The sequence below is a fragment of the Sphingobium sp. TomTYG73 genome (assembly GCF_055394245.1).
Map to the genome: position 1 here is coordinate 284,268 of NZ_AP027339.1, position 18,159 is coordinate 302,426.

The window sequence follows — 18,159 nt, forward strand, 5'->3', positions numbered from 1 at the left end:
GACGGTCTCCAAACTTCTTCGTCATAAGGCGGGCGGGGCGAGGGGGGTGGTCCATCCGTTCTTTGTTCTTGAAACGTTCACCATGGCAAGTCATAGCTCCCCCATGGCTAAGGCAAAGCGCAAATTCGTCTGTCAGCAGTGCGGCACGCTCTCCTCCCGCTGGCAGGGGCAATGCGATGACTGCGGCGAATGGAACAGCATTGTCGAGGAAGCGTCCGAGACCATCTTTTCCGCGCGCCATGATTTGCAAAGCGGCGGGCGCGCCCTGACCCTCGTAGGCCTGAACAGTCAGGTTGAACTGCCCCAGCGCACCAGCACCGGCATCGCGGAGTTCGACCGCGCCTTGGGAGGCGGCATCGTTCCGGGTTCCGCCACGTTGATCGGCGGCGATCCGGGGATCGGCAAGTCCACCCTGTTGCTTCAGGCGGCCGCCCGCATCGCCGCGCGCGGCCTTTCCGTTGCTTACATCAGCGGTGAAGAAGCGGCGGATCAGGTGCGCCTGCGGGCGCAGCGCCTCGGCCTTGGCAACGCGCCCGTGCAACTCGCCAGCGCGACCTCCGTTCGCGACATCCTGACGACCCTGGGGGAGGGGGAGCCGCCCGCGCTGCTCGTCATCGACTCCATCCAGACGATGCACAGCGACCTTATCGAAGGCGCGCCGGGCACCGTCAGCCAGGTTCGCGCGTCCAGCCAGGAACTCATCCGCTTCGCCAAGCAGCGCGGCACCGCTGTCATCCTCGTCGGCCATGTCACCAAGGATGGCAGCATCGCCGGGCCACGCGTCCTTGAGCATATGGTCGACACGGTGCTGAGCTTCGAGGGCGAGCGCAGTCATCAATATCGCATCCTGCGCGCGATCAAGAACCGCTTCGGCGGCACCGACGAGATCGGCGTATTCGCGATGGTCGCGGAGGGGCTGGAGGAAGTTTCCAATCCCTCCGCTCTGTTCCTCACCCATCGCGACGAAACAGTGACCGGCGCGACCGTCTTCCCTGCCTTGGAGGGCACGCGGCCCGTGCTGGTGGAGATACAGGCGCTTGTCGTCCGCCTTTCCAGCGGCGCCACACCACGGCGCGCGGTGGTGGGCTGGGACAGCGGCCGCCTCGCCATGGTCCTCGCCGTACTGGAAGCGCGCTGCGGCCTCAGCTTCTCCACCTGCGAAGTCTATCTGAACGTCGCTGGCGGCTACCGCCTGTCCGATCCCGCCGCCGACTTGGCGGTTGCCGCCGCGCTCATATCGGCGCTCGCGGAACGGCCGGTGCCTGCCGATCTGGTCCTCTTCGGCGAAATCGCGCTTTCGGGGGAAATACGCCCCGTCGCTCATGCCCCGCTGCGCCTGCGCGAATCGGCCAAGCTTGGCTTTGAACGCGCCTATGTTCCCTCAGCAGTCGCTGACGGGGTGAAGGGAATAGCGGTCAGCGGCTACCGCGCGTTAAGCCAACTGGTTGACCAGATGCTCGGCCGCGGATAGCCCGGCGCTCATGAACGCCGTCGATATCCTCGTCCTTCTCGCCATCGGCGGGTGCACAGTCTTGGGCTTGCTTCGTGGTTTCGTTCTTGAAACCCTTTCGCTGATCGCCTGGGTCCTCGGCATCTTCGCCATCCGCCTCTTCCACCCCTCCGCCACCGAACTCCTCACCCCCCTGGTCGGAACCACCGGAGGCGCGTCAATTCTCGCATTCCTTCTTGTTTTCGGCATCACCTTCGGCGCAGGAAAGCTCCTCGCCCACGCCATCGGCCGCCGCACCCGTCAGTCGATTCTTGGCCCAATCGACCGCGTCCTCGGCGGCGGCTTCGGCGCCATCAAGGGATTGATCGGCGCAACGCTGGTCTTCCTCGCATTCAGCCTGACCTACGACACCTTCTATGGCAGCGGAGAGCGCCGCCCCGATTGGCTTTCCGACGCCCGCACCTATCCGCTGCTCAACGCCAGCGGCCAAGCCATCAGCGAATTCGTGGCCGAACGCCGCGCCAGAAAGCCGGACGCCGAAAGCGATTGATCGCTATAGCCAGCCCTTTGCGCGGTAAGCGTCCGCTGTTGCTTTCAATCCCTCTTCGGTAGCAACTTCAGGCACCCACAATTTTTTGGGAGGCTGCTTGCGCTTTGTGACCACCCAATCGGGATGGCAGAAATAGCTGACTCGATCCTGCGTGAGTTTTGCGCCTTTGCCCCGCAGCATGCGATCCAGCCGCGCGCCGAGGCCCAGTGCCCAGTTGGGCGTGGCAAAAGTCCGCACGGGCCTTCCGACCGCTCGTCCGATCGCCTGTCCAAAGTCCAGATGGTCCCATCCGCCCGGCGTGCCGTCGTCCGCCTCATAACTGCGAGCAAGGCTCATTTCCGTTTCGCCAGCAAGCTGCAGGAGCAACCGGCCAAGGTCGCTTACCTCGATCAGGGACAGCCGCCCACTCGGGGGCAGTAGCATAATGCCTCGCTTGGCCATCCGGAACAGCTCCAGCATCTCCCGATCACCCGGCCCATAGATCGCAGGCGGGCGCACGATCGTCCAATCCAGTCCGCTCGCCTTGACGTGACGTTCGGCGAGCGCTTTGGACCAGCCATAGTCGGAAAGTTTCGGTTCCCGCGCAGCCAGCGATGACACATGGACCAATCGCCGGACGCCACGCTGCCGCATGGCATCGATGACCGCCATCGTCCCACGCGCGTTCCCGGCCTCGAACCCGTCGCGATCGGCCGCGTTTACGACGCCTGCAATATGGACCACCACGTCGGCGTCGCGTATCAGTGTGTTCAGCGCCGCACGGTCCTCAAGCGATCCGGGCACCCACTTTAGCCGGGCGCGAGGCGGCTGCGCCTTTCGGGTGATGGCTGTCACATGATGCCCAGCGTCCAAAGCCTGATTGAGCGTTTCGGCGCCGACAAAACCTGTCGCGCCGGTCATGGCAATGCGTAATTTCATGGGGATCAGACCATGGCCATCTGGTCGCGATGAACGAGTACGGATCGGGGCAGGTGGCCCAGCAAAGCCGCAATATCCTCACTGCGTTTGCCTGCGACCCTCGCCGCTTCCTCGCTGTCATACTCGCTTAGCCCACGCGCGATCACTCGGCCATCCGGCGCGACGATATCAACGACATCACCTCGCACGAATGCGCCTTCTATCTTCGCCACACCCGCAGGCAGCAAGCTGTTCCCGCGTCCTAACGCTTTTTCCGCACCGGCATCGACGATGATGCGCCCGCGAACGGTCAAACGCCCCGCGAGCCATCCCTTACGCGCCCGCTTGGCAGGGGCCGCGAGGAAGATCGATCCCTTGCCACCATTGATCCAATGCGACAGCGGAGCATCGACCTTGCCGGAAATGATGGCGAGATGCGCTCCGGCCCCCGTCGCGATCCGCGCCGCCTCGATCTTGGAGGTCATGCCTCCCGATCCCATTCCAGACGCGGATCCGCTGTCCGCCATATTTGCGATCCGCGCGTCAATGCGCTCGATTGTGTCTATCAACATGGCGCTCGCATCGACATGCGGATTGGCGGTGTAAAGCCCATCGACGTCGGAAAGCAGCACGACCGCGTCGGCCCGTGCTGCCTGTCCGATACGTGCCGCCAGCCGATCGTTATCGCCAAAACGGATCTCCGCTGTGGCGACGCTGTCATTCTCATTTACCACCGGCACCACATTGAGTGTGATCAGGCGTTCCAAAGTCGCAGACGCATTCAGATAGCGCCGCCGATGCTCAAGATCGTCCAGCGTCACCAGCATCTGCGCGGCGGTGATCCCCTTGTCCTGCAACAAACGAGCCCAGCATTGCGACAGTGCGATTTGTCCTGTTGCCGCTGAGGCTTGAGCGTCTTCCAGATTGCCACGCCCGCCCTTTGGCAGCTTCAATCGCCGTGCGCCCAGAGCGATTGCGCCTGACGAAACGATAATGATCTGCTGCCCGGCTGCTTTGCGGTCAGCGACATCTTCGACCAAGGTTCGGAGCCACGCTTCGCGAACCTCGCCATTCCCATCGACCAGCAGGGCTGAGCCGATCTTGATGACCAATCGCCGAACTTGAGAGGGGGGGAAGCCTGAAAGAGAGGAAGTCACGGGATCAGTTCCGTTCGCCTGGAACGTGAAGAATAAGTGGAGAGTGAGGAGTGTTCAGATCGGCGACCATGAAGCGTCGCCTTCGTCACTGGCCTCTTCCTCCATCGGTCTGCCGTCTGCAAGCAATGGCAGGACAGCATCCAGCAGCGGTTGCACACCTTCGCCAGTCGCGCCCGAAATGATGAATATCTTCTCCACGCCGGCCTCGCGCCGGATTTGGGCGGCGATGTCCTCCATCAATTCCGGCCCGAGCAGGTCGCCCTTGTTAAGGGCGACGATCTGCGGCTTGTCGGCTAGCCCCTCGCCATAGGCTTCCAATTCATCCTGCACGATCCGGAACTGTTCGACCGGATCGTCCCCAGTGGCATCAACGAGGTGCAGCAGCAAGCGGCAGCGCTCGATATGGCCAAGGAATCGGTCGCCGATGCCAGCACCTTCGGCTGCACCCTCGATCAAGCCGGGAATGTCTGCCAGGACGAATTCCTTGTCACGGTGCGTGACGACGCCGAGCTGCGGTTTGGTGGTAGTAAAGGCATAGGCCCCCACCTTGGCCTTGGTATTGGTCACCTGATTGATGAAGGTCGACTTGCCCGCGTTCGGCATACCGACCAAACCGACGTCGGCGAGCAATTTCAGCCGCAGCCAGACCCACATTTCCTGTCCCGGCCAGCCTGTTCCATGCTGTCGCGGCGCACGATTGGTGCTCGTCTTGTAAGACAGGTTGCCCCGGCCGCCATCGCCGCCGCGCAACAGGACCAAGCGTTGCCCTACCTCTGTGAAGTCGGCGAGAAGCTCCTGATCTTCATAGTCGGGATAACCATCCTCGTCCTCGGTGCCCTCGATAGGCTGGGGATCGGACAGGATCTGCGTTCCCACGGGCACCTTGACGACGAGGTCGTTTCCGCCTGCGCCGTAACGATTCTTTCCCGCACCCGGCATCCCACGCTGCGCCTTGAAATGCTGGGTGTAGCGGAAGTCGATGAGGGTATTGAGGCCAGCTACGGCTTCGAAGATGATATCTCCGCCCTTGCCGCCATTGCCGCCATCAGGGCCGCCATATTCGACATATTTTTCACGCCGGAAACTGACCGCGCCGGGGCCGCCCCAGCCGGACTTTATGTATATCTTCGCCTGATCCAGAAAATGCATGGGCTGGCCCATAGCCGCTTATGAAGCGGAATTAAACCTTGCCGTCTGCTATCGCTCGAAACTCACCTTTTCCATGCGGGACGGCGTCTGCTGGCGCAGTCCCTTTTCGTTCAGGCCGCGAGTGCGGGCATGGCGTCGTGATAAAGGTCCATTGCAGGATCAATCATCATGCGCCCGGGCACGCCTTCTTCAAAAATCAGGCATTCAGCCGCATTTCCACGGGCCGGACTGTAACGTTGCTCCGCCCGGCCGGTGTAACGAAAGCCGATTTTCCGAAGCACATTGCCTGATGCCGGATTGTCAGCGAAATGCGCCGCGCGAATCCCGCTGACGCCCGCTGCTCGGGCCATGCCGTACACCGCGCTGGCGGCCTCCGTCGCAAAGCCCAGCCCCCAATAGGGACGCGCTATCCAATAGCCGAGTTCAGGCGTGCCATCCTCGGTCAAATGGATGCCGCACCCGCCGACCAGACGTGGGGCACCGCGAGTGCGGGAAAAAGCCAGAAGACGCGGCAGGCGTGTGTCCTGCGGAAGGGCAAGGAAGCTGCGCGCGTCATCAATGCCATAGGGCGCAGGCACGCGGACAAGGTTGCGCAGGACCGCCGGATCGCCAATCGCTTCGGCCAGCGCGGATGCGTCTTCCATCCAGCCGGGTCTCAGAAGCAGGCGGGGGGTACGGGCGAACATTTGAAAATCTCTCCTCTGATCGACACGCCAATGGCCGTAAAAAGTTACGGCTTGACGACTTCTTTCCTCTGGCTGTGCCCCGCCCGCATGACGCGTGAGAAGGCTCAGGGTTCCAGAGGTTTGAGGGAAAATGAGGGGAGGTGTCGCCGAACGGAAAAAGGGGCGCTCCCGGATGGGGCGCCCCTTTTTCCCTCGGATTATCAGAGATGGTCCAAGACCATCTTCCGGAAGGATCGCCCCAATGATGAGGGACGATCCGTCATTGATCGTCCGTTATTCGGCTGCTTCAGCCATGGCATCGACCGACACATATTTACGGCCGAGCTTGCCAGTATGGAATACCACACGACCTTCGCCCAGGGCGAAGAGGGTGTGATCCTTGCCCATGCCAACATTGCGGCCGGGATATACGCGCGTGCCGCGCTGGCGAATGATGATGTTGCCGCCGATCACTTCCTGACCGCCGAACTTCTTCACGCCAAGGCGCTTCGATTCCGAATCGCGACCGTTACGCGATGAACCGCCAGCTTTCTTATGTGCCATGACTCAAACTCCTCGAAACTGGACTGCGGCTCAGGCGATCGACACGATCTTGAGGATCGTGTGGTTCTGGCGATGGCCGTTCTTGCGACGGTAATTGTGACGACGGCGCTTCTTGAAAACGATAACCTTTTCGCCCTTCGCCTGCGCGATGATTTCGGCGGCGACGGTCAGCTTGCTGGCGTCCTTCACGTCGCTGCCTTCGCCGGCGAACAGGACGTCATCCAGCGTCACCTTGTCACCAGCCTCACCGGCCAGCTTCTCGACGACGATCTTGTCTCCGGCGGCGACGCGATACTGCTTGCCGCCCGTGCGCACGACTGCGAACATGGCTCTTCTCTTCTTGTTCAAATCTGCTTTACGCAAATCGCCGAGGACATGACATCCTGTTGACCCGCGCGGGAATGTGGCCCGGTAGTGGACTGACTCGCTTATGTCAACCGGGAAGCCCCCTTCTTAGGGGTGGTTTTTGCGCAGGTCAGTGCCTATCTTCCCGTCTCGAAGGGAACCCGACGCGCATGATGCCGACATCGTATAGTACTGGCAGCATGAGAGGCAGGCTTCTCTTCATGCTGACCCTGTGGATGGCGATCGGTGTTGCGTTATTAAGTGCCCTGACGCCATTGGGGCCGCCGTCCAGCATAGCAACGGGCTCGGCGTTCAATCCTGCCACCACAGGCGTGGTGCTGAAGGCCCGGACCCAATCGGCACCGGCCGACTACCGCCTGACCCAGCCCGATGGTTCGGGCGACACCCCCTTGTTATCGTCATTGATGCCATGGTTGGTATCTGTAGCGGGCCTGTTGGCCGTCGTGGGGTGGTCGCGATCAAATCCCTTATATGTCCGCACCCGCCCCTCGCTCTTGCGCGGGGGTATTTCACACGCCTTTCACGCTCGCGCTCCGCCTGCCCTGACTTAACGCCCACTCCGTTAATCGTCAGGCAGGAGAGATCCATGACCTGCAGACGGTCACGCCGCAGCAACCGACGGCCGCCATGGTGCTTCATACCCGCCGTGTTCACTGGGCTGGGTGCTGCCGTCAGCCGCTATGCTAGCGGTCGCAGAATGAAAATATGATAGGCTGGCGGTGAAGGTTCAGAGGGCCGCACCGGCAGACAGGGAAGGACGTCCATGCCTCATCACACGCCCCTGATCGGAACAATCGTCGCGGGCCTCGTTGTTGCTTTCATAATGGGTGCCATTGCCCATCGTCTCAAACTTTCGCCGCTTGTCGGTTATCTTATCGCGGGGATCATGGTTGGTCCTTTCACCCCAGGCTTTGTCGCCAACACCAGTCTGGCCAACGAATTGGCCGAAATCGGTGTCATTCTGCTGATGTTCGGGGTGGGACTTCATTTTTCGCTGCGTGACTTGCTGTCGGTGAAGAATATCGCCGTACCCGGCGCCATCGGGCAGATCGCGGTGGCAACGCTGCTCGGCATGGGACTGTCGCACTATATGGGCTGGCCAGTGATGGGCGGCATTGTGTTCGGCCTCGCTCTTTCGGTCGCGAGTACGGTCGTTTTGCTGCGCGCCTTGCAGGGGGCCGATCTTGTGGAGACGCGGCGGGGGCGCATAGCTGTTGGCTGGCTGATCGTCGAGGATTTGGTGATGGTGCTGGCGTTGGTACTGTTACCCGCGCTGGCGAAGGTTATGAACAATGCAGACGCATCGGCCGGGATGGGTGACCTGCTGGCACCGCTGCTCAGCACCCTGCTGAAGGTCGCCGGTTTTGTAGCCCTGATGCTCGTGGTGGGCCGACGGGTCATTCCTTGGGCGTTGCACTGGGTAGTTCACACCGGATCGCGGGAGTTGTTTCGCCTGGCTGTGCTGGCAATCGCCCTTGGCGTGGCTTTCGGCGCGGCCGTGGCGTTCGATGTGTCATTTGCCTTGGGCGCCTTCTTCGCGGGCATGATCCTGGGCGAGACGCCGCTCAGCCGCCGCGCGACGGAGGAAACGCTGCCGCTGCGCGACGCATTCGCAGTGTTGTTCTTCGTGTCGGTGGGCATGTTGTTCAATCCGTCAGTGCTCGTCGAACAGCCGTTACCATTGCTGGCCACCGTAGCGATCATCATCGTCGGCAAGTCTATCGCCGCGTTCGCGATCGTGCGCGCCTTCGGCCATCCGGGGGATACGGCGCTGACGATCGCGGCGAGCCTGGCACAGATCGGCGAGTTTTCCTTCATCCTTGCCACATTGGGCACTGGCTTGGGCGTGTTGCCTGCGGAAGGACGCGACTTGATCCTTGCGGGGGCGATTGTGTCGATCTTTTTGAATCCGTTCATCTTCTCGATGATCGTGCGGGCGCACAAGAAGGAGGAGATTGAGGAAGAAGCGGAAGCGGAAAAGGCGCGCCAGCGTCCGCACATCGGCCATGTGATCCTGGTCGGATATGGCCGGGTCGGCAAGATGATCGCGGAGCGCCTGTCCGAACGCAATGCCCATTTCGTTGTGCTGGAGACGGACCCGGAACGGGCAGAGGAGGCCGCGGAGGCGGGCCATCCGGTAGTGCGGGGAAGTGCACTAGAGGACCGTTATTTGATGGCTGCGGGCATATGCGAGGCTCGGCGGTTGCTGATCGCGGTTCCGGAAGGGTTTGAAGGCGGCGCAATCCATGAACATGCGCGCCACCTCAATCCCAACCTGCAGGTGATTGCGCGAGCGCATAGTGATGCAGAGGTCGCGCATCTGGAAGGGATTGGCGTGCCCCATGTAGTCATGGGAGAGCGTGAGCTGGCAGCGCGGATGCTTCAGTTATCCGGCGCGGGCTGAACGTCGGTTGAGGCTGTCTCAGTCAACAATGTGTTCCTGTAAAGCCAGGAGCACATTGTTTTGGGAGCGGTGTCTTATCCGCGTGGCTTGCGAGGCGGGCCTTTGCGGGGGCCGCCCTTGAAAGGCCGGGCGCCATAAGCTGGCTTCGGACCACGACCTTCATTCGGGCGGCCCTTGCCACGTGGCGGCCCTTCGCGGCGGTTCTCGCGCGCCGTGTCCCGAGGTGTTCCCTCAATCTGTTCGAACTGGACTTCAGCGCCCTCGTCGCTCGCCTCGCCCGTGCGCTTCACCGAGCCGACGAAGCGGGATACGATGGCGCTGGGGATTTCGAACAGCGTTTCGTTTGCGGCGATCCGGATCGCGCCGATGTCCTGGCGTGACACATGGCCTCGGCGGCAGATCAGCGGCAGGATCCAGCGCGGGTCGGCATTGTGACGGCGGCCGATGTCCATGCGGAACCAGACGGTATCCTCAAAGCCCGGACGAGGCCCATCGCGGCGCGGCGGAGCTTCGCTGGCGTCGAGCAGTTCTTCGGGCGCGGGGAGGGCGGCGCGGGCGCTTTTCACCAGCATCGCCGCGATCTCCTTGGCGGACTTGGTTTCCAGCAACTCGGCGCCCAGTGTCCAATCCAGCTCGTCCAGCTCGGCGCGCTCCATCAGCTTTTCGCGCAGGCGAGAATTGTCCTGCTCCTGGATCGCTTCCTTGCTCGGCGGAGTGCCCCATTCGACCGGGATTTTGGCGCCACGCAGCATGGATTCGACACGGCGGCGGCGGGGGTAGGGGACGATGAGGACCGCAGTGCCCTTCTTGCCTGCGCGCCCGGTGCGGCCGGAACGGTGCTGCATCGTTTCTGCATCGCGCGGGATTTCGACGTGCACGACGAGGCTGAGGTTGGGAAGGTCGATGCCGCGCGCTGCGACGTCGGTGGCGACACAGACGCGCGCGCGGCGGTCGCGGAGGGCTTGCAGCGCATGGTTGCGCTCATTCTGGCTATGCTCACCCGACAGCGCCACGGCGGCGAAACCGCGTTCAGTGAGGCTGGCATGGAGGTGGCGGACATTGTCGCGGGTGGCGCAGAAGAGGATCGCGGTTTCTGCCTCATGATAGCGCAGCAGATTGACCACCGCGTTCTCGATGTCGGCGGGGGCGACCGTCACGGCCTGATAGGTGATATCGCCATGGCCGCGTTCGTCGCTGACAGTGGAGATGCGCAGCGCGTCTTTCTGGTAGCGCTTGGCGAGCGCAACAATCGGCTTCGGCATGGTGGCGGAGAAGAGGAGGGTGCGGCGACCTTCGGGCGTGCCGTCGAGGATCTCTTCCAGATCTTCGCGGAAGCCCATGTCGAGCATTTCGTCAGCTTCATCAAGGACGACGGTCTTGAGCCCCGACAGGTCCAGTGCGCCGCGTTCGAGATGGTCGCGAAGGCGGCCGGGGGTGCCGACGACGATGTGCGCGCCGTGGGAAAGGGCGCGGCGTTCCTTAGAGGCGTCCATGCCGCCGACGCAGGTAGCGATGCGGGCGCGGGCTTCGCCATAGAGCCATTCCAGCTCACGGCTGACTTGCAGCGCCAGTTCGCGGGTGGGGGCGATGGCGAGCGCGAGCGGCTTTCCTGCCACGGGCAGGCGCATTTCTTCACCCAGCAGTTCGCCCGCCATGGCAAGGCCAAAAGCGACCGTCTTGCCTGAGCCGGTCTGCGCCGAGACGATGAGGTCGCGGCCTTCCGCTTCGGGCTGGGTGACTTCGGCTTGGACGGGGGTCAGGCTTTCATAGCCTTTTCGCGTCAGGGCGTCCGAGAGGAGGGGCGGGAGATGTTCAAAAGACATTATATTTTCCGTCGGTAAAGCGACCCGCCATTCCCGACGGATACATGATGACCTGATGTGCTCCGGCTGTTGCTGGAGCCCGGGATGCAAGGTCACACACCCCGAAGTTCACACCGTCCCTGAGGGACTTCTGCTCTAGGCAGAAATGGGTGCCGGAGGGCACCCAAATAAGAAGGCCGCCTTCCCCCGCAAAGAGGGAAGGCGGCCCCTATATTAACTATTGCGAGGGATCAGACCGAAGCGACTTCCGCCACATCGACCTTCACGCCCGGACCCATCGAGGACGACAGGGCAATCTTGCGGACATATTTGCCCTTCGAACCCGACGGCTTCGCCTTGACGATTGCGTCAACGAAGGCGTCGAAATTCTTGCGCAGGTCTTCGGCCGAGAAGCTGGCCTTGCCGAGACCGGCGTGGATGATGCCAGCCTTTTCGACGCGGAATTCGATCTGACCACCCTTGGCGGCCTTCACGGCTTCAGCGACGTTCGGAGTGACGGTGCCGAGCTTCGGGTTCGGCATCAGGCCCTTGGGACCCAGAACCTTACCAAGGCGACCGACCAGGCCCATCATGTCGGGCGTGGCGATGACGCGCTGGAAGTCGATGTTGCCAGCCTGGATGCTGTCCAGCAGATCCTCGGCGCCCACGATGTCGGCGCCAGCGGCGGTAGCGGCTTCAGCCTTGTCGCCACGGGCGAACACGGCGACGCGAACGTCCTTGCCGGTGCCTGCGGGCAGGGTGACGACGCCACGGACCATCTGGTCGGCGTGACGCGGATCGACGCCCAGGTTGATCGCGATTTCGACGCTTTCGTCGAACTTGGCGGTCGCGTGGGTCTTGATGAGGCCCAGCGCCTCGTCAACGCCGTGCAGCTTTTCGCGGTCAACCGCAGTGGCGAGAGCCTTCGCCTTCTTCGTCAGCTTTGCCATGGTCTTAGCCCTCCACCACTTCGAGGCCCATCGCGCGAGCGGAGCCTTCGATGATCTTCGTCGCTGCGTCGATGTCGTTCGCGTTCAGGTCAACCATCTTGGCCTGGGCGATTTCAGCGAGCTGGGCGCGGGTGATCTTGCCAGCAACAACCTTGCCCGGTTCCTTGGAACCCGACTTCAGGTTGACGGCCTTCTTGATCAGATAGGTGGCGGGCGGCTGCTTCGTGACGAAGCTGAACGAACGGTCCGCATAGACGGTGATGATGGTCGGCAGCGGCGTGCCCTTGTCCATCTTTTCCGTCGAGGCGTTGAACGCCTTGCAGAATTCCATGATGTTCACACCGCGCTGACCCAGCGCCGGACCGATCGGCGGCGAGGGGTTGGCGGCTCCAGCGGGCACCTGGAGCTTGATATAGCCCGTAATCTTCTTGGCCATTTTCACTCTCTTTCAAGTTTAGCGGTCAGACAGCGGACTTAACATCCGCCTCCCGCACTAGCTTCCCCTGTCGTCATGCCAGCGGAAGCTGGCATCTCAGGCCGCAAGGGAACAGCCTGAAACACGAGATCCCAGCTTTCGCTGGGATGACGTAATCTCTTTTGTCGTCGCTCCGGACCCGTCCGGGTGACGAGCATAATTCTTACTTCGACAGTTCGACCTGTTCGAAGTCCAGTTCGACCGGCGTGGCGCGGCCGAAGATCGACACGGACACCTTGACCCGGTTCTTTTCGAAATCGAGTTCCTCGACGGTGCCGTTGAAGCTCGCGAAGGGGCCGTCCAGCACCTTGACGCTGTCGCCGATTTCGTAATCGACACTGACCTTGTGCTTGGGCGCGGCTTCGGCGGCCTTCTGCGCGCCGAAATAGCGGGCGGCTTCGCCTTCGCTGATCGCCTGGGGCTTACCCGACGAACCGAGGAAGCCGGTGACCTTCGGCGTGTTCTTGACGAGGTGGTAGATGTCGTCGTTCATCGCCAGCTTCGCAAGGACGTAGCCCGGCATGAACTTGCGTTCGACCTGCACCTTCTTGCCGCGTTTCACTTCGGTCACGGTCTCGGTGGGCACTTCCACCTGTTCGACCAGCTGGGAGAGGCCCATGCGCTCGGCTTCGGACAGGATCGATTCCTTGACCTTGTTTTCGAAGCCCGAATAGGCGTGGATGATGTACCAGCGCGCCATGTTACCGTCTCAAACTCCTACCAGGCGATTTACTGGGAAATCGCGGTAATCCAAAACTTCAAGCCTGTCCGGCGGCGAACGCCAGCAGCCAGCGAACGATCGCCCCGAAAAAGGTGTCGATGCCGAAGAAGAAGAGGCCGAGCAGCGTGGTCATGATACCGACCATCACCGCAGTCATGACCGTTTCACGGCCCGTGGGCCACACGATCTTCGACGCTTCGGTCTTCACCTGATTGACGAATTCGCCCGGAGAAACCTTCGCCATCACTGCCTCAACAACTTTCGAACAAACACCAAAGCGCGAAGCAACAGTCCGCCCTCCGGACCCCGCCATGTCGGCGTCCCGGGGTGCGGCCGCTGGCTCCGCGACCCATCTTCGCTGGGGCAACTAACCGCGAACCTTTGAAAAATCAAGGATCAGCGCTCAGCGACCTGGCAGGAGTGGAGGGACTCGAACCCCCGGCATTCGGTTTTGGAGACCGACGCTCTACCAGCTGAGCTACACTCCTGTACCGGCGAAGGAGGGCGCTTTAGCGTGGCCTGCGGGGGAGAGCAAGCAGGAAACTTTAGAGGAAAATGCCGCCTTTCATCACGCGACGGGTGCGGCCCTGTACCGGCATCCGATCGAAGGGCGTGTTGCCCGCCTGCGCTGCCATTTTCGTGGAATCTATGATCCATGGCGCATCGGGATCGATGAAGATGAGGTCGGCGGCGCTACCGGCGGCGAAGCTTCCTGCATCGACCCCCAATATGCGGGCCGGATTGGCGCTGAGCAGCATCATCAGGCGCGTCATCGACAGATGGCCTTCGCGCACGAGATTCAGCGACAGGGCTAGCAACGTCTCGGCTCCAGCCATGCCGGGAGAAGCGTCGGCGAAGGGTAACCTCTTATCCTCGGGGCCACGGGGATCATGACTGGAGGTGATCACATCCACCGTCCCGTCGGCGACCGCGACGATCGAGGCCCTGCGGTCATCCTCCGACCTTAGCGGAGGCGACAGGCGCGCGAAGGTGCGGAAGTTGGTGACGGCATTGTCGGCAAGGTAAAGATAGGCCGGGCTGATCCCGCAGGTGACCTTTACGCCTTCGGCCTTTGCCGCGCGTATGAGGTCAAAGCCCGCCTTTGTCGTCACGAGCCGGAAGTGGATGGCGGCGCCCGTTTCCTTCGCCAGCATGAGGTCGCGCGCGATCGCGATTGCTTCGGCGCATGCAGGTGCGTGGGGCAGGCCCAACCGGGTCGCCGTTTCACCGCTGGTTGCGACTGCCTTGCCCGCGAGGCCGCTGTCTTCGGCATGCGTGATGACTGTCAGGCCAAGGCCCGACGCATAGGCGAGTACCCGCATCATCACGCCTGAATCCGCGATCCATTGCCGACCAGTAGCCACCGCCTTGGCGCCCGCTGCCTGCATCATGCCGATTTCCGCCAGCTCGCCCCCTTTGAGGCCCCGTGTGGCGGCAGCGATTGGATGCACCCAGAAATCGGGCTTACCCGCGCGCGCGGCCTGACGGATGAGGCCAGCCTCATCCAGCGGGGAGGACTGGTCGGGCATCAGGGCGGCCCGCGTGATCCCGCCGAAGTGGAAGGCAGGCTTGTCGGTAGCGAACACGCCCAGATCGATGAGGCCCGGAGCCACCACCAGCCCGGCGGCGTCGATCGTTTCGGCGTCGTCCGGCACATCGACATTGCCCGAGGCGATGATCTGATCGCCTTCGATCAGGATCGCGCCAGTGCGGACGTCGCGGGCAGCGGGGTCGGCCAGCTTCGCGTTGATGATGGCAAGCTTGCTCATGCCCAACCCTCCACGCCGCGCGCGCCACGGGTCAGCACATCCAGACAGGCCATGCGGATTGCGACGCCCATTTCCACCTGTTCAGTGATGGCGGAGCGATCCGGATCATCCGCCACCACGCTCGATATCTCGACGCCGCGGTTCATGGGGCCAGGGTGCATGACCAATGCGTCGGGCTTGGCAATGGCAAGCCGTTCGGGCGTCAGGCCGTAAAGCATGTGATATTCGCGAGGCGAGGGGATGAAGGCGCCGTCCATCCGTTCATTCTGAAGGCGCAGCATCATCACGACATCGGCGCCATCCAACCCCTCGTCCATCCGATTATAGGGCGTGGCGCCCAGCATCTCCACCTCGGGTGGCATCAAGGTCGGCGGCGCGACGGCGCGAACCTGCGCGCCCAGAGCCGCGAGGCAGAGCATGTTCGACCGCGCGACGCGGCTATGCAGCACATCCCCGCAAATCGCGACGATAAGGCCCTCAAAACCTCCCTTGCGGCGGCGGATGGTGAGGGCGTCGAGCAGGGCTTGCGTTGGATGCTGGTGCCAGCCGTCCCCAGCATTGAGGACCGGGCAGTCCACCATGTCCGAAATCAGGGCAACGGCGCCCGAACTCGCATGACGAATGACGATCACGTCGGCGGCCATCGCGTTGAGGGTCATGGCGGTGTCGATCAGGGTCTCCCCCTTCTTCACGCTCGACTGCCCCGCGTGCATGTTCACGACGTCGGCGCCCAGACGTTTGCCCGCGATTTCGAACGACAGCAGGGTGCGGGTGCTGTTTTCGAAGAAGGCATTGATTTGCGTCATACCGGCTAGGCGGTCGTCATGCTTGCGCGCATTGTCCCGGTTGGTCCGCGCCCAATGTTCTGCCTCATCCAGCAGGAAACGGATTTCCCAAGGCTTCAGGTCGGCGATGGAGAGAAGATGCCGATGCGGGAACAACGCCCGGCCGGTCAGGTCGGACGAGGTGGGGGGAACGGTTATGTCGGGCATGAACGGACCCTTTAGGCGAGGGCAGGAAAGAGGGCAAGACGGGATGCTTGGAAGTTCCGTCCGCTTTCCTATCTGCATGGGATGCGGATTTTCACGATCGGGTATGAAGGGGCTACGCAGGGCGAGCTGATAGCGGCGTTGCAGAAGGCAGGCGTCAAGCTGCTGGCGGACATCAGGGCGGTTCCGCTTTCGCGGCGGCCGGGATTTTCCAAGAACATTCTGGCGGCGGGGCTGAAGGAGGCCGGGATCGACTATGTCGGGCTGAAGGCGCTGGGTACGCCCGCCGAGGGCCGGGAGGCGGCTCGCAAGGGCAATCATGCGAAACTTCGGGAGATTTATTCGGGCCAACTCGACCTGCCGGAAGCGATCGTCCAGGCGGAACAGTTGCGCGACTTGGCGCGAGAGCGGCCCACGGCTTTGCTGTGCTTTGAGCGGGAGGCGGACGGATGCCATCGCTCCTTATTGCTGGAGTATCTTTTCCCAGACGACGAGCGTGTGGACCTGAAGCCCTGAACCGTTAGAAGCGCCGCGCGACGGCTCCGGCGGTCCAGCCCATACCCACCGCCAGCAAAATGGCGGTAAGGCCGTATAAGAAGGACCATCGTTCGGCGGCGACCGCCATGAAGCGTTCGAACCCCGACTTGCGGATGGTGATGTCGCGGACGGCGGCGGCAACGACCCGCCCATCCTGCACGAGGAAGGTTTCCGCTGTATAATCGCCGACGATGACGCGCGCGGGCAGCGGGATGCGTGCTCGGTATAACACCCCGTCGGTGATTTCCACGGAGCCGGGCCGTTCGGCGAACAATCCCGATCGTTCGCGCAGATCGATCAACCCGGCCTGGAAACGATCAAGCTCTGCGCTGTCATTGAGAGAGGATGGGGACAGTTGCAGCTTGTCCACGCCCAGCTCGTAAATCGCGGCCGTTCGTTCATCGACTACGTTGGCGATCGGACGGGAAGAGGCGACCGCATAAAAGCTGGGTGCGGAGCGGAAGCGGGCGCTGTCCGCATTGACCCAGATGCCAGCGACCTTTTGTTTCTCGCGCATGGTGATGGATTGGTCGGGGCCTTTCAGCACGACCAATATGTCCGCGGGTTTGCTGGGCCGTCGGCCGTCGGGATAGACGATCGCTCCAAACAGCAGGAGGTCGGCGCCGGTGAAGCTGTACTGGATTTCCACTTCCCGTTGCGAGACGTCGGGGACGAGCATCGGCTCTCCTGCCGCGCCGAGCAGTGTCGAGAGGGGGAGGAGCAGTGCGAGACGGGCGCGCAGGTTCAACGCACTTCCACCGTGTAAATCTCATCCGGGCGGAAACCGAGACCCAACGCCATGCGCGCGGCGACCAGCAGTACGATTACCGCCAATAATATGCGCAGATATTCCGGGCGAACGGTCATCGAGATTCGGGTGCCGATCTGTGCCCCCGTCACGCTGCCGATCAGAAGCAGCATCGCGAGGACGAGATCGACCGCCTTTGTAGTCATGGCGTGCATCATCGTCGTTGCCATGGTGACGAACAATATCTGAAACAGCGAAGTGCCCACCACCGACTGGGTGGTCATGCCAAGCAGGTAAAGCATGGCGGGCACAAGGATGAAGCCGCCGCCGACGCCCAGCAGGGTTGTCAGTATTCCCGTCGCAACACCGAGCAGCAACGGTGCGAGGGGAGAGATATAGAGCCCCGAGCGATAGAAGCGCCACCGCATCGGCAGCGCAGCGACCAGGGGGTGATGGCGGCGCTTGCGGGCCTGCATGCGTTTGCCCGTCTTCAACAGGATCAGCGCCTGGACGGACTCCTTCGCCATCAACATGCCGATGCCGCCGAGCATCAGGACGTAAAGGATGCCGATAGCTGTATCGATCTGCCCTATGGATTGGAGCAGCCGGAACAACAGCACGCCGATGCCTGCCCCAATGATGCCGCCGCCGATCAGGACGCCGCCCATCCGGAAATCGACGGTGCCCCTCGCCATGTGGGTGACGACCCCCGATACGCTGGCGCCCGTGACCTGGGACGCGGCGGACGCGGCCGCCACGGTTGGCGGAATGCCGTAGAAGATCAGCAGGGGTGTGGTCAGGAAGCCGCCGCCGACGCCGAACATGCCGGAGAGCAGGCCGACCACACCGCCCAGGGCAATGATCACCAGCGCGTTCACCGACAGATTGGCGATGGGCAGGTAGAGATCCATGTGCGTACAGGGTTAGGCCGAATGGATGGCAAGATAAAGGCGCTGCGCGTCCGCC

The 18,159-nt window shown here is 62.5% G+C and carries 20 protein-coding genes and 1 tRNA gene; 5 read left to right on the forward strand and 16 right to left on the reverse strand.

What is annotated here, in order from left to right; translation table 11 throughout:
• Nucleotides 1-103 precede the first annotated feature (103 nt).
• Nucleotides 104-1,471, forward strand: a complete 1,368-nt coding sequence (radA, locus tag ACZ5TH_RS01535; RefSeq protein ID WP_196225480.1) for a DNA repair protein RadA — start codon at nt 104-106, stop codon at nt 1,469-1,471.
• A 10-nt stretch (nt 1,472-1,481) separates the two neighbouring features.
• Nucleotides 1,482-2,000: a CvpA family protein gene (locus ACZ5TH_RS01540; RefSeq protein WP_464794356.1), complete on the forward strand. Its 519-nt coding sequence runs from the start codon at nt 1,482-1,484 to the stop codon at nt 1,998-2,000.
• Nucleotides 2,001-2,003: 3 nt separating this feature from the next.
• Here ACZ5TH_RS01540 and ACZ5TH_RS01545 read toward each other — a convergent pair whose 3' ends face one another.
• The 6 genes from ACZ5TH_RS01545 to rplU form a co-directional block, all read right to left on the reverse strand.
• Complete coding sequence (locus tag ACZ5TH_RS01545) at nt 2,004-2,900, reverse strand: NAD-dependent epimerase/dehydratase family protein (protein WP_464794357.1); 897 nt, start codon at nt 2,898-2,900, stop codon at nt 2,004-2,006.
• Nucleotides 2,901-2,923: 23 nt separating this feature from the next.
• Nucleotides 2,924-4,054 carry a glutamate 5-kinase gene (gene proB / locus ACZ5TH_RS01550; protein ID WP_464794358.1) on the reverse strand — a complete coding sequence of 377 codons (1,131 nt, stop codon included), beginning with the start codon at nt 4,052-4,054 and terminating at the stop codon, nt 2,924-2,926.
• A 54-nt stretch (nt 4,055-4,108) separates the two neighbouring features.
• Entirely contained in the window at nt 4,109-5,203 is a 1,095-nt protein-coding gene (obgE, locus tag ACZ5TH_RS01555) for a GTPase ObgE (protein WP_464794359.1), read from the reverse strand.
• A 110-nt stretch (nt 5,204-5,313) separates the two neighbouring features.
• A complete protein-coding gene (locus ACZ5TH_RS01560) occupies nt 5,314-5,889 on the reverse strand; it encodes a GNAT family N-acetyltransferase (protein ID WP_464794360.1) in 576 nt (191 codons plus the stop codon).
• A 273-nt stretch (nt 5,890-6,162) separates the two neighbouring features.
• Nucleotides 6,163-6,432, reverse strand: a complete 270-nt coding sequence (rpmA, locus tag ACZ5TH_RS01565) for a 50S ribosomal protein L27 (RefSeq protein WP_007683600.1) — start codon at nt 6,430-6,432, stop codon at nt 6,163-6,165.
• Between the two features lie 30 nt (nt 6,433-6,462).
• Nucleotides 6,463-6,759 carry a 50S ribosomal protein L21 gene (rplU, locus tag ACZ5TH_RS01570; protein ID WP_340265563.1) on the reverse strand — a complete coding sequence of 99 codons (297 nt, stop codon included), beginning with the start codon at nt 6,757-6,759 and terminating at the stop codon, nt 6,463-6,465.
• Nucleotides 6,760-6,998: 239 nt separating this feature from the next.
• Between rplU and ACZ5TH_RS01575 the strand changes: the two genes are divergently transcribed.
• Together ACZ5TH_RS01575 and ybaL are read left to right on the forward strand one after the other, a co-directional pair.
• On the forward strand, nt 6,999-7,349 hold the full coding sequence (locus ACZ5TH_RS01575; RefSeq protein ID WP_464794361.1) for a hypothetical protein: 351 nt from the start codon (nt 6,999-7,001) through the stop codon (nt 7,347-7,349).
• A 212-nt stretch (nt 7,350-7,561) separates the two neighbouring features.
• Entirely contained in the window at nt 7,562-9,202 is a 1,641-nt protein-coding gene (ybaL, locus tag ACZ5TH_RS01580; protein ID WP_460987598.1) for a YbaL family putative K(+) efflux transporter, read from the forward strand.
• Between the two features lie 74 nt (nt 9,203-9,276).
• Here the strand turns inward: ybaL and ACZ5TH_RS01585 are convergent, their stop codons facing one another.
• From ACZ5TH_RS01585 to ACZ5TH_RS01620, 8 genes are all read right to left on the reverse strand, one after another.
• Nucleotides 9,277-11,025 (reverse strand): DEAD/DEAH box helicase, encoded by a 1,749-nt coding sequence (locus tag ACZ5TH_RS01585; protein ID WP_464794362.1) that lies wholly within the window; start codon nt 11,023-11,025, stop codon nt 9,277-9,279.
• Between the two features lie 230 nt (nt 11,026-11,255).
• On the reverse strand, nt 11,256-11,954 hold the full coding sequence (gene rplA, locus ACZ5TH_RS01590) for a 50S ribosomal protein L1 (protein ID WP_196225489.1): 699 nt from the start codon (nt 11,952-11,954) through the stop codon (nt 11,256-11,258).
• Between the two features lie 4 nt (nt 11,955-11,958).
• Nucleotides 11,959-12,390 carry a 50S ribosomal protein L11 gene (gene rplK / locus ACZ5TH_RS01595; protein ID WP_037464038.1) on the reverse strand — a complete coding sequence of 144 codons (432 nt, stop codon included), beginning with the start codon at nt 12,388-12,390 and terminating at the stop codon, nt 11,959-11,961.
• Between the two features lie 202 nt (nt 12,391-12,592).
• Nucleotides 12,593-13,129: a transcription termination/antitermination protein NusG gene (gene nusG, locus ACZ5TH_RS01600; RefSeq protein WP_449471400.1), complete on the reverse strand. Its 537-nt coding sequence runs from the start codon at nt 13,127-13,129 to the stop codon at nt 12,593-12,595.
• A gap of 58 nt (nt 13,130-13,187) precedes the next feature.
• Nucleotides 13,188-13,394, reverse strand: a complete 207-nt coding sequence (gene secE / locus ACZ5TH_RS01605) for a preprotein translocase subunit SecE (protein ID WP_449471402.1) — start codon at nt 13,392-13,394, stop codon at nt 13,188-13,190.
• A gap of 168 nt (nt 13,395-13,562) precedes the next feature.
• Nucleotides 13,563-13,638: transfer RNA gene (locus ACZ5TH_RS01610), tRNA-Trp, on the reverse strand.
• A gap of 57 nt (nt 13,639-13,695) precedes the next feature.
• Entirely contained in the window at nt 13,696-14,919 is a 1,224-nt protein-coding gene (locus ACZ5TH_RS01615; protein ID WP_464771966.1) for a dihydroorotase, read from the reverse strand.
• Complete coding sequence (locus ACZ5TH_RS01620; RefSeq protein WP_449471404.1) at nt 14,916-15,911, reverse strand: aspartate carbamoyltransferase catalytic subunit; 996 nt, start codon at nt 15,909-15,911, stop codon at nt 14,916-14,918. The genes ACZ5TH_RS01615 and ACZ5TH_RS01620 overlap by 4 nt, the downstream gene beginning before the upstream one ends.
• Before the next feature lie 81 nt (nt 15,912-15,992).
• On the opposite strand from ACZ5TH_RS01620, the gene ACZ5TH_RS01625 reads away from it, so the two are divergent.
• Nucleotides 15,993-16,424 (forward strand): DUF488 domain-containing protein, encoded by a 432-nt coding sequence (locus tag ACZ5TH_RS01625; protein ID WP_464794363.1) that lies wholly within the window; start codon nt 15,993-15,995, stop codon nt 16,422-16,424.
• A 4-nt stretch (nt 16,425-16,428) separates the two neighbouring features.
• Here the strand turns inward: ACZ5TH_RS01625 and ACZ5TH_RS01630 are convergent, their stop codons facing one another.
• Both ACZ5TH_RS01630 and ACZ5TH_RS01635 read right to left on the reverse strand, forming a co-directional pair.
• Nucleotides 16,429-17,187, reverse strand: coding sequence for a TIGR02186 family protein (locus ACZ5TH_RS01630; RefSeq protein WP_464795035.1), 759 nt, complete (start codon nt 17,185-17,187; stop codon nt 16,429-16,431).
• A 2-nt stretch (nt 17,188-17,189) separates the two neighbouring features.
• Nucleotides 17,190-18,104, reverse strand: coding sequence for a sulfite exporter TauE/SafE family protein (locus tag ACZ5TH_RS01635; RefSeq protein WP_464794364.1), 915 nt, complete (start codon nt 18,102-18,104; stop codon nt 17,190-17,192).
• Nucleotides 18,105-18,159: the final 55 nt, after the last annotated feature.

Excerpts from the sequence above, each read along its gene's own strand:
- radA (WP_196225480.1), top strand. The coding sequence starts at position 104 with ATGGCTAAGGCAAAGCGCAAATTCGTCTGTCAGCAGTGCGGCACGCTC.
- ACZ5TH_RS01540 (WP_464794356.1), top strand. The coding sequence starts at position 1,482 with ATGAACGCCGTCGATATCCTCGTCCTTCTCGCCATCGGCGGGTGCACA.
- ACZ5TH_RS01545 (WP_464794357.1), bottom strand. The coding sequence starts at position 2,900 with ATGACCGGCGCGACAGGTTTTGTCGGCGCCGAAACGCTCAATCAGGCT.
- obgE (WP_464794359.1), bottom strand. The coding sequence starts at position 5,203 with ATGCATTTTCTGGATCAGGCGAAGATATACATAAAGTCCGGCTGGGGC.
- ACZ5TH_RS01560 (WP_464794360.1), bottom strand. The coding sequence starts at position 5,889 with ATGTTCGCCCGTACCCCCCGCCTGCTTCTGAGACCCGGCTGGATGGAA.
- rpmA (WP_007683600.1), bottom strand. The coding sequence starts at position 6,432 with ATGGCACATAAGAAAGCTGGCGGTTCATCGCGTAACGGTCGCGATTCG.
- rplU (WP_340265563.1), bottom strand. The coding sequence starts at position 6,759 with ATGTTCGCAGTCGTGCGCACGGGCGGCAAGCAGTATCGCGTCGCCGCC.
- ACZ5TH_RS01575 (WP_464794361.1), top strand. The coding sequence starts at position 6,999 with ATGCTGACCCTGTGGATGGCGATCGGTGTTGCGTTATTAAGTGCCCTG.
- ybaL (WP_460987598.1), top strand. The coding sequence starts at position 7,562 with ATGCCTCATCACACGCCCCTGATCGGAACAATCGTCGCGGGCCTCGTT.
- ACZ5TH_RS01585 (WP_464794362.1), bottom strand. The coding sequence starts at position 11,025 with ATGTCTTTTGAACATCTCCCGCCCCTCCTCTCGGACGCCCTGACGCGA.
- rplA (WP_196225489.1), bottom strand. The coding sequence starts at position 11,954 with ATGGCAAAGCTGACGAAGAAGGCGAAGGCTCTCGCCACTGCGGTTGAC.
- rplK (WP_037464038.1), bottom strand. The coding sequence starts at position 12,390 with ATGGCCAAGAAGATTACGGGCTATATCAAGCTCCAGGTGCCCGCTGGA.
- nusG (WP_449471400.1), bottom strand. The coding sequence starts at position 13,129 with ATGGCGCGCTGGTACATCATCCACGCCTATTCGGGCTTCGAAAACAAG.
- secE (WP_449471402.1), bottom strand. The coding sequence starts at position 13,394 with ATGGCGAAGGTTTCTCCGGGCGAATTCGTCAATCAGGTGAAGACCGAA.
- ACZ5TH_RS01615 (WP_464771966.1), bottom strand. The coding sequence starts at position 14,919 with ATGAGCAAGCTTGCCATCATCAACGCGAAGCTGGCCGACCCCGCTGCC.
- ACZ5TH_RS01620 (WP_449471404.1), bottom strand. The coding sequence starts at position 15,911 with ATGCCCGACATAACCGTTCCCCCCACCTCGTCCGACCTGACCGGCCGG.
- ACZ5TH_RS01625 (WP_464794363.1), top strand. The coding sequence starts at position 15,993 with ATGCGGATTTTCACGATCGGGTATGAAGGGGCTACGCAGGGCGAGCTG.
- ACZ5TH_RS01635 (WP_464794364.1), bottom strand. The coding sequence starts at position 18,104 with ATGGATCTCTACCTGCCCATCGCCAATCTGTCGGTGAACGCGCTGGTG.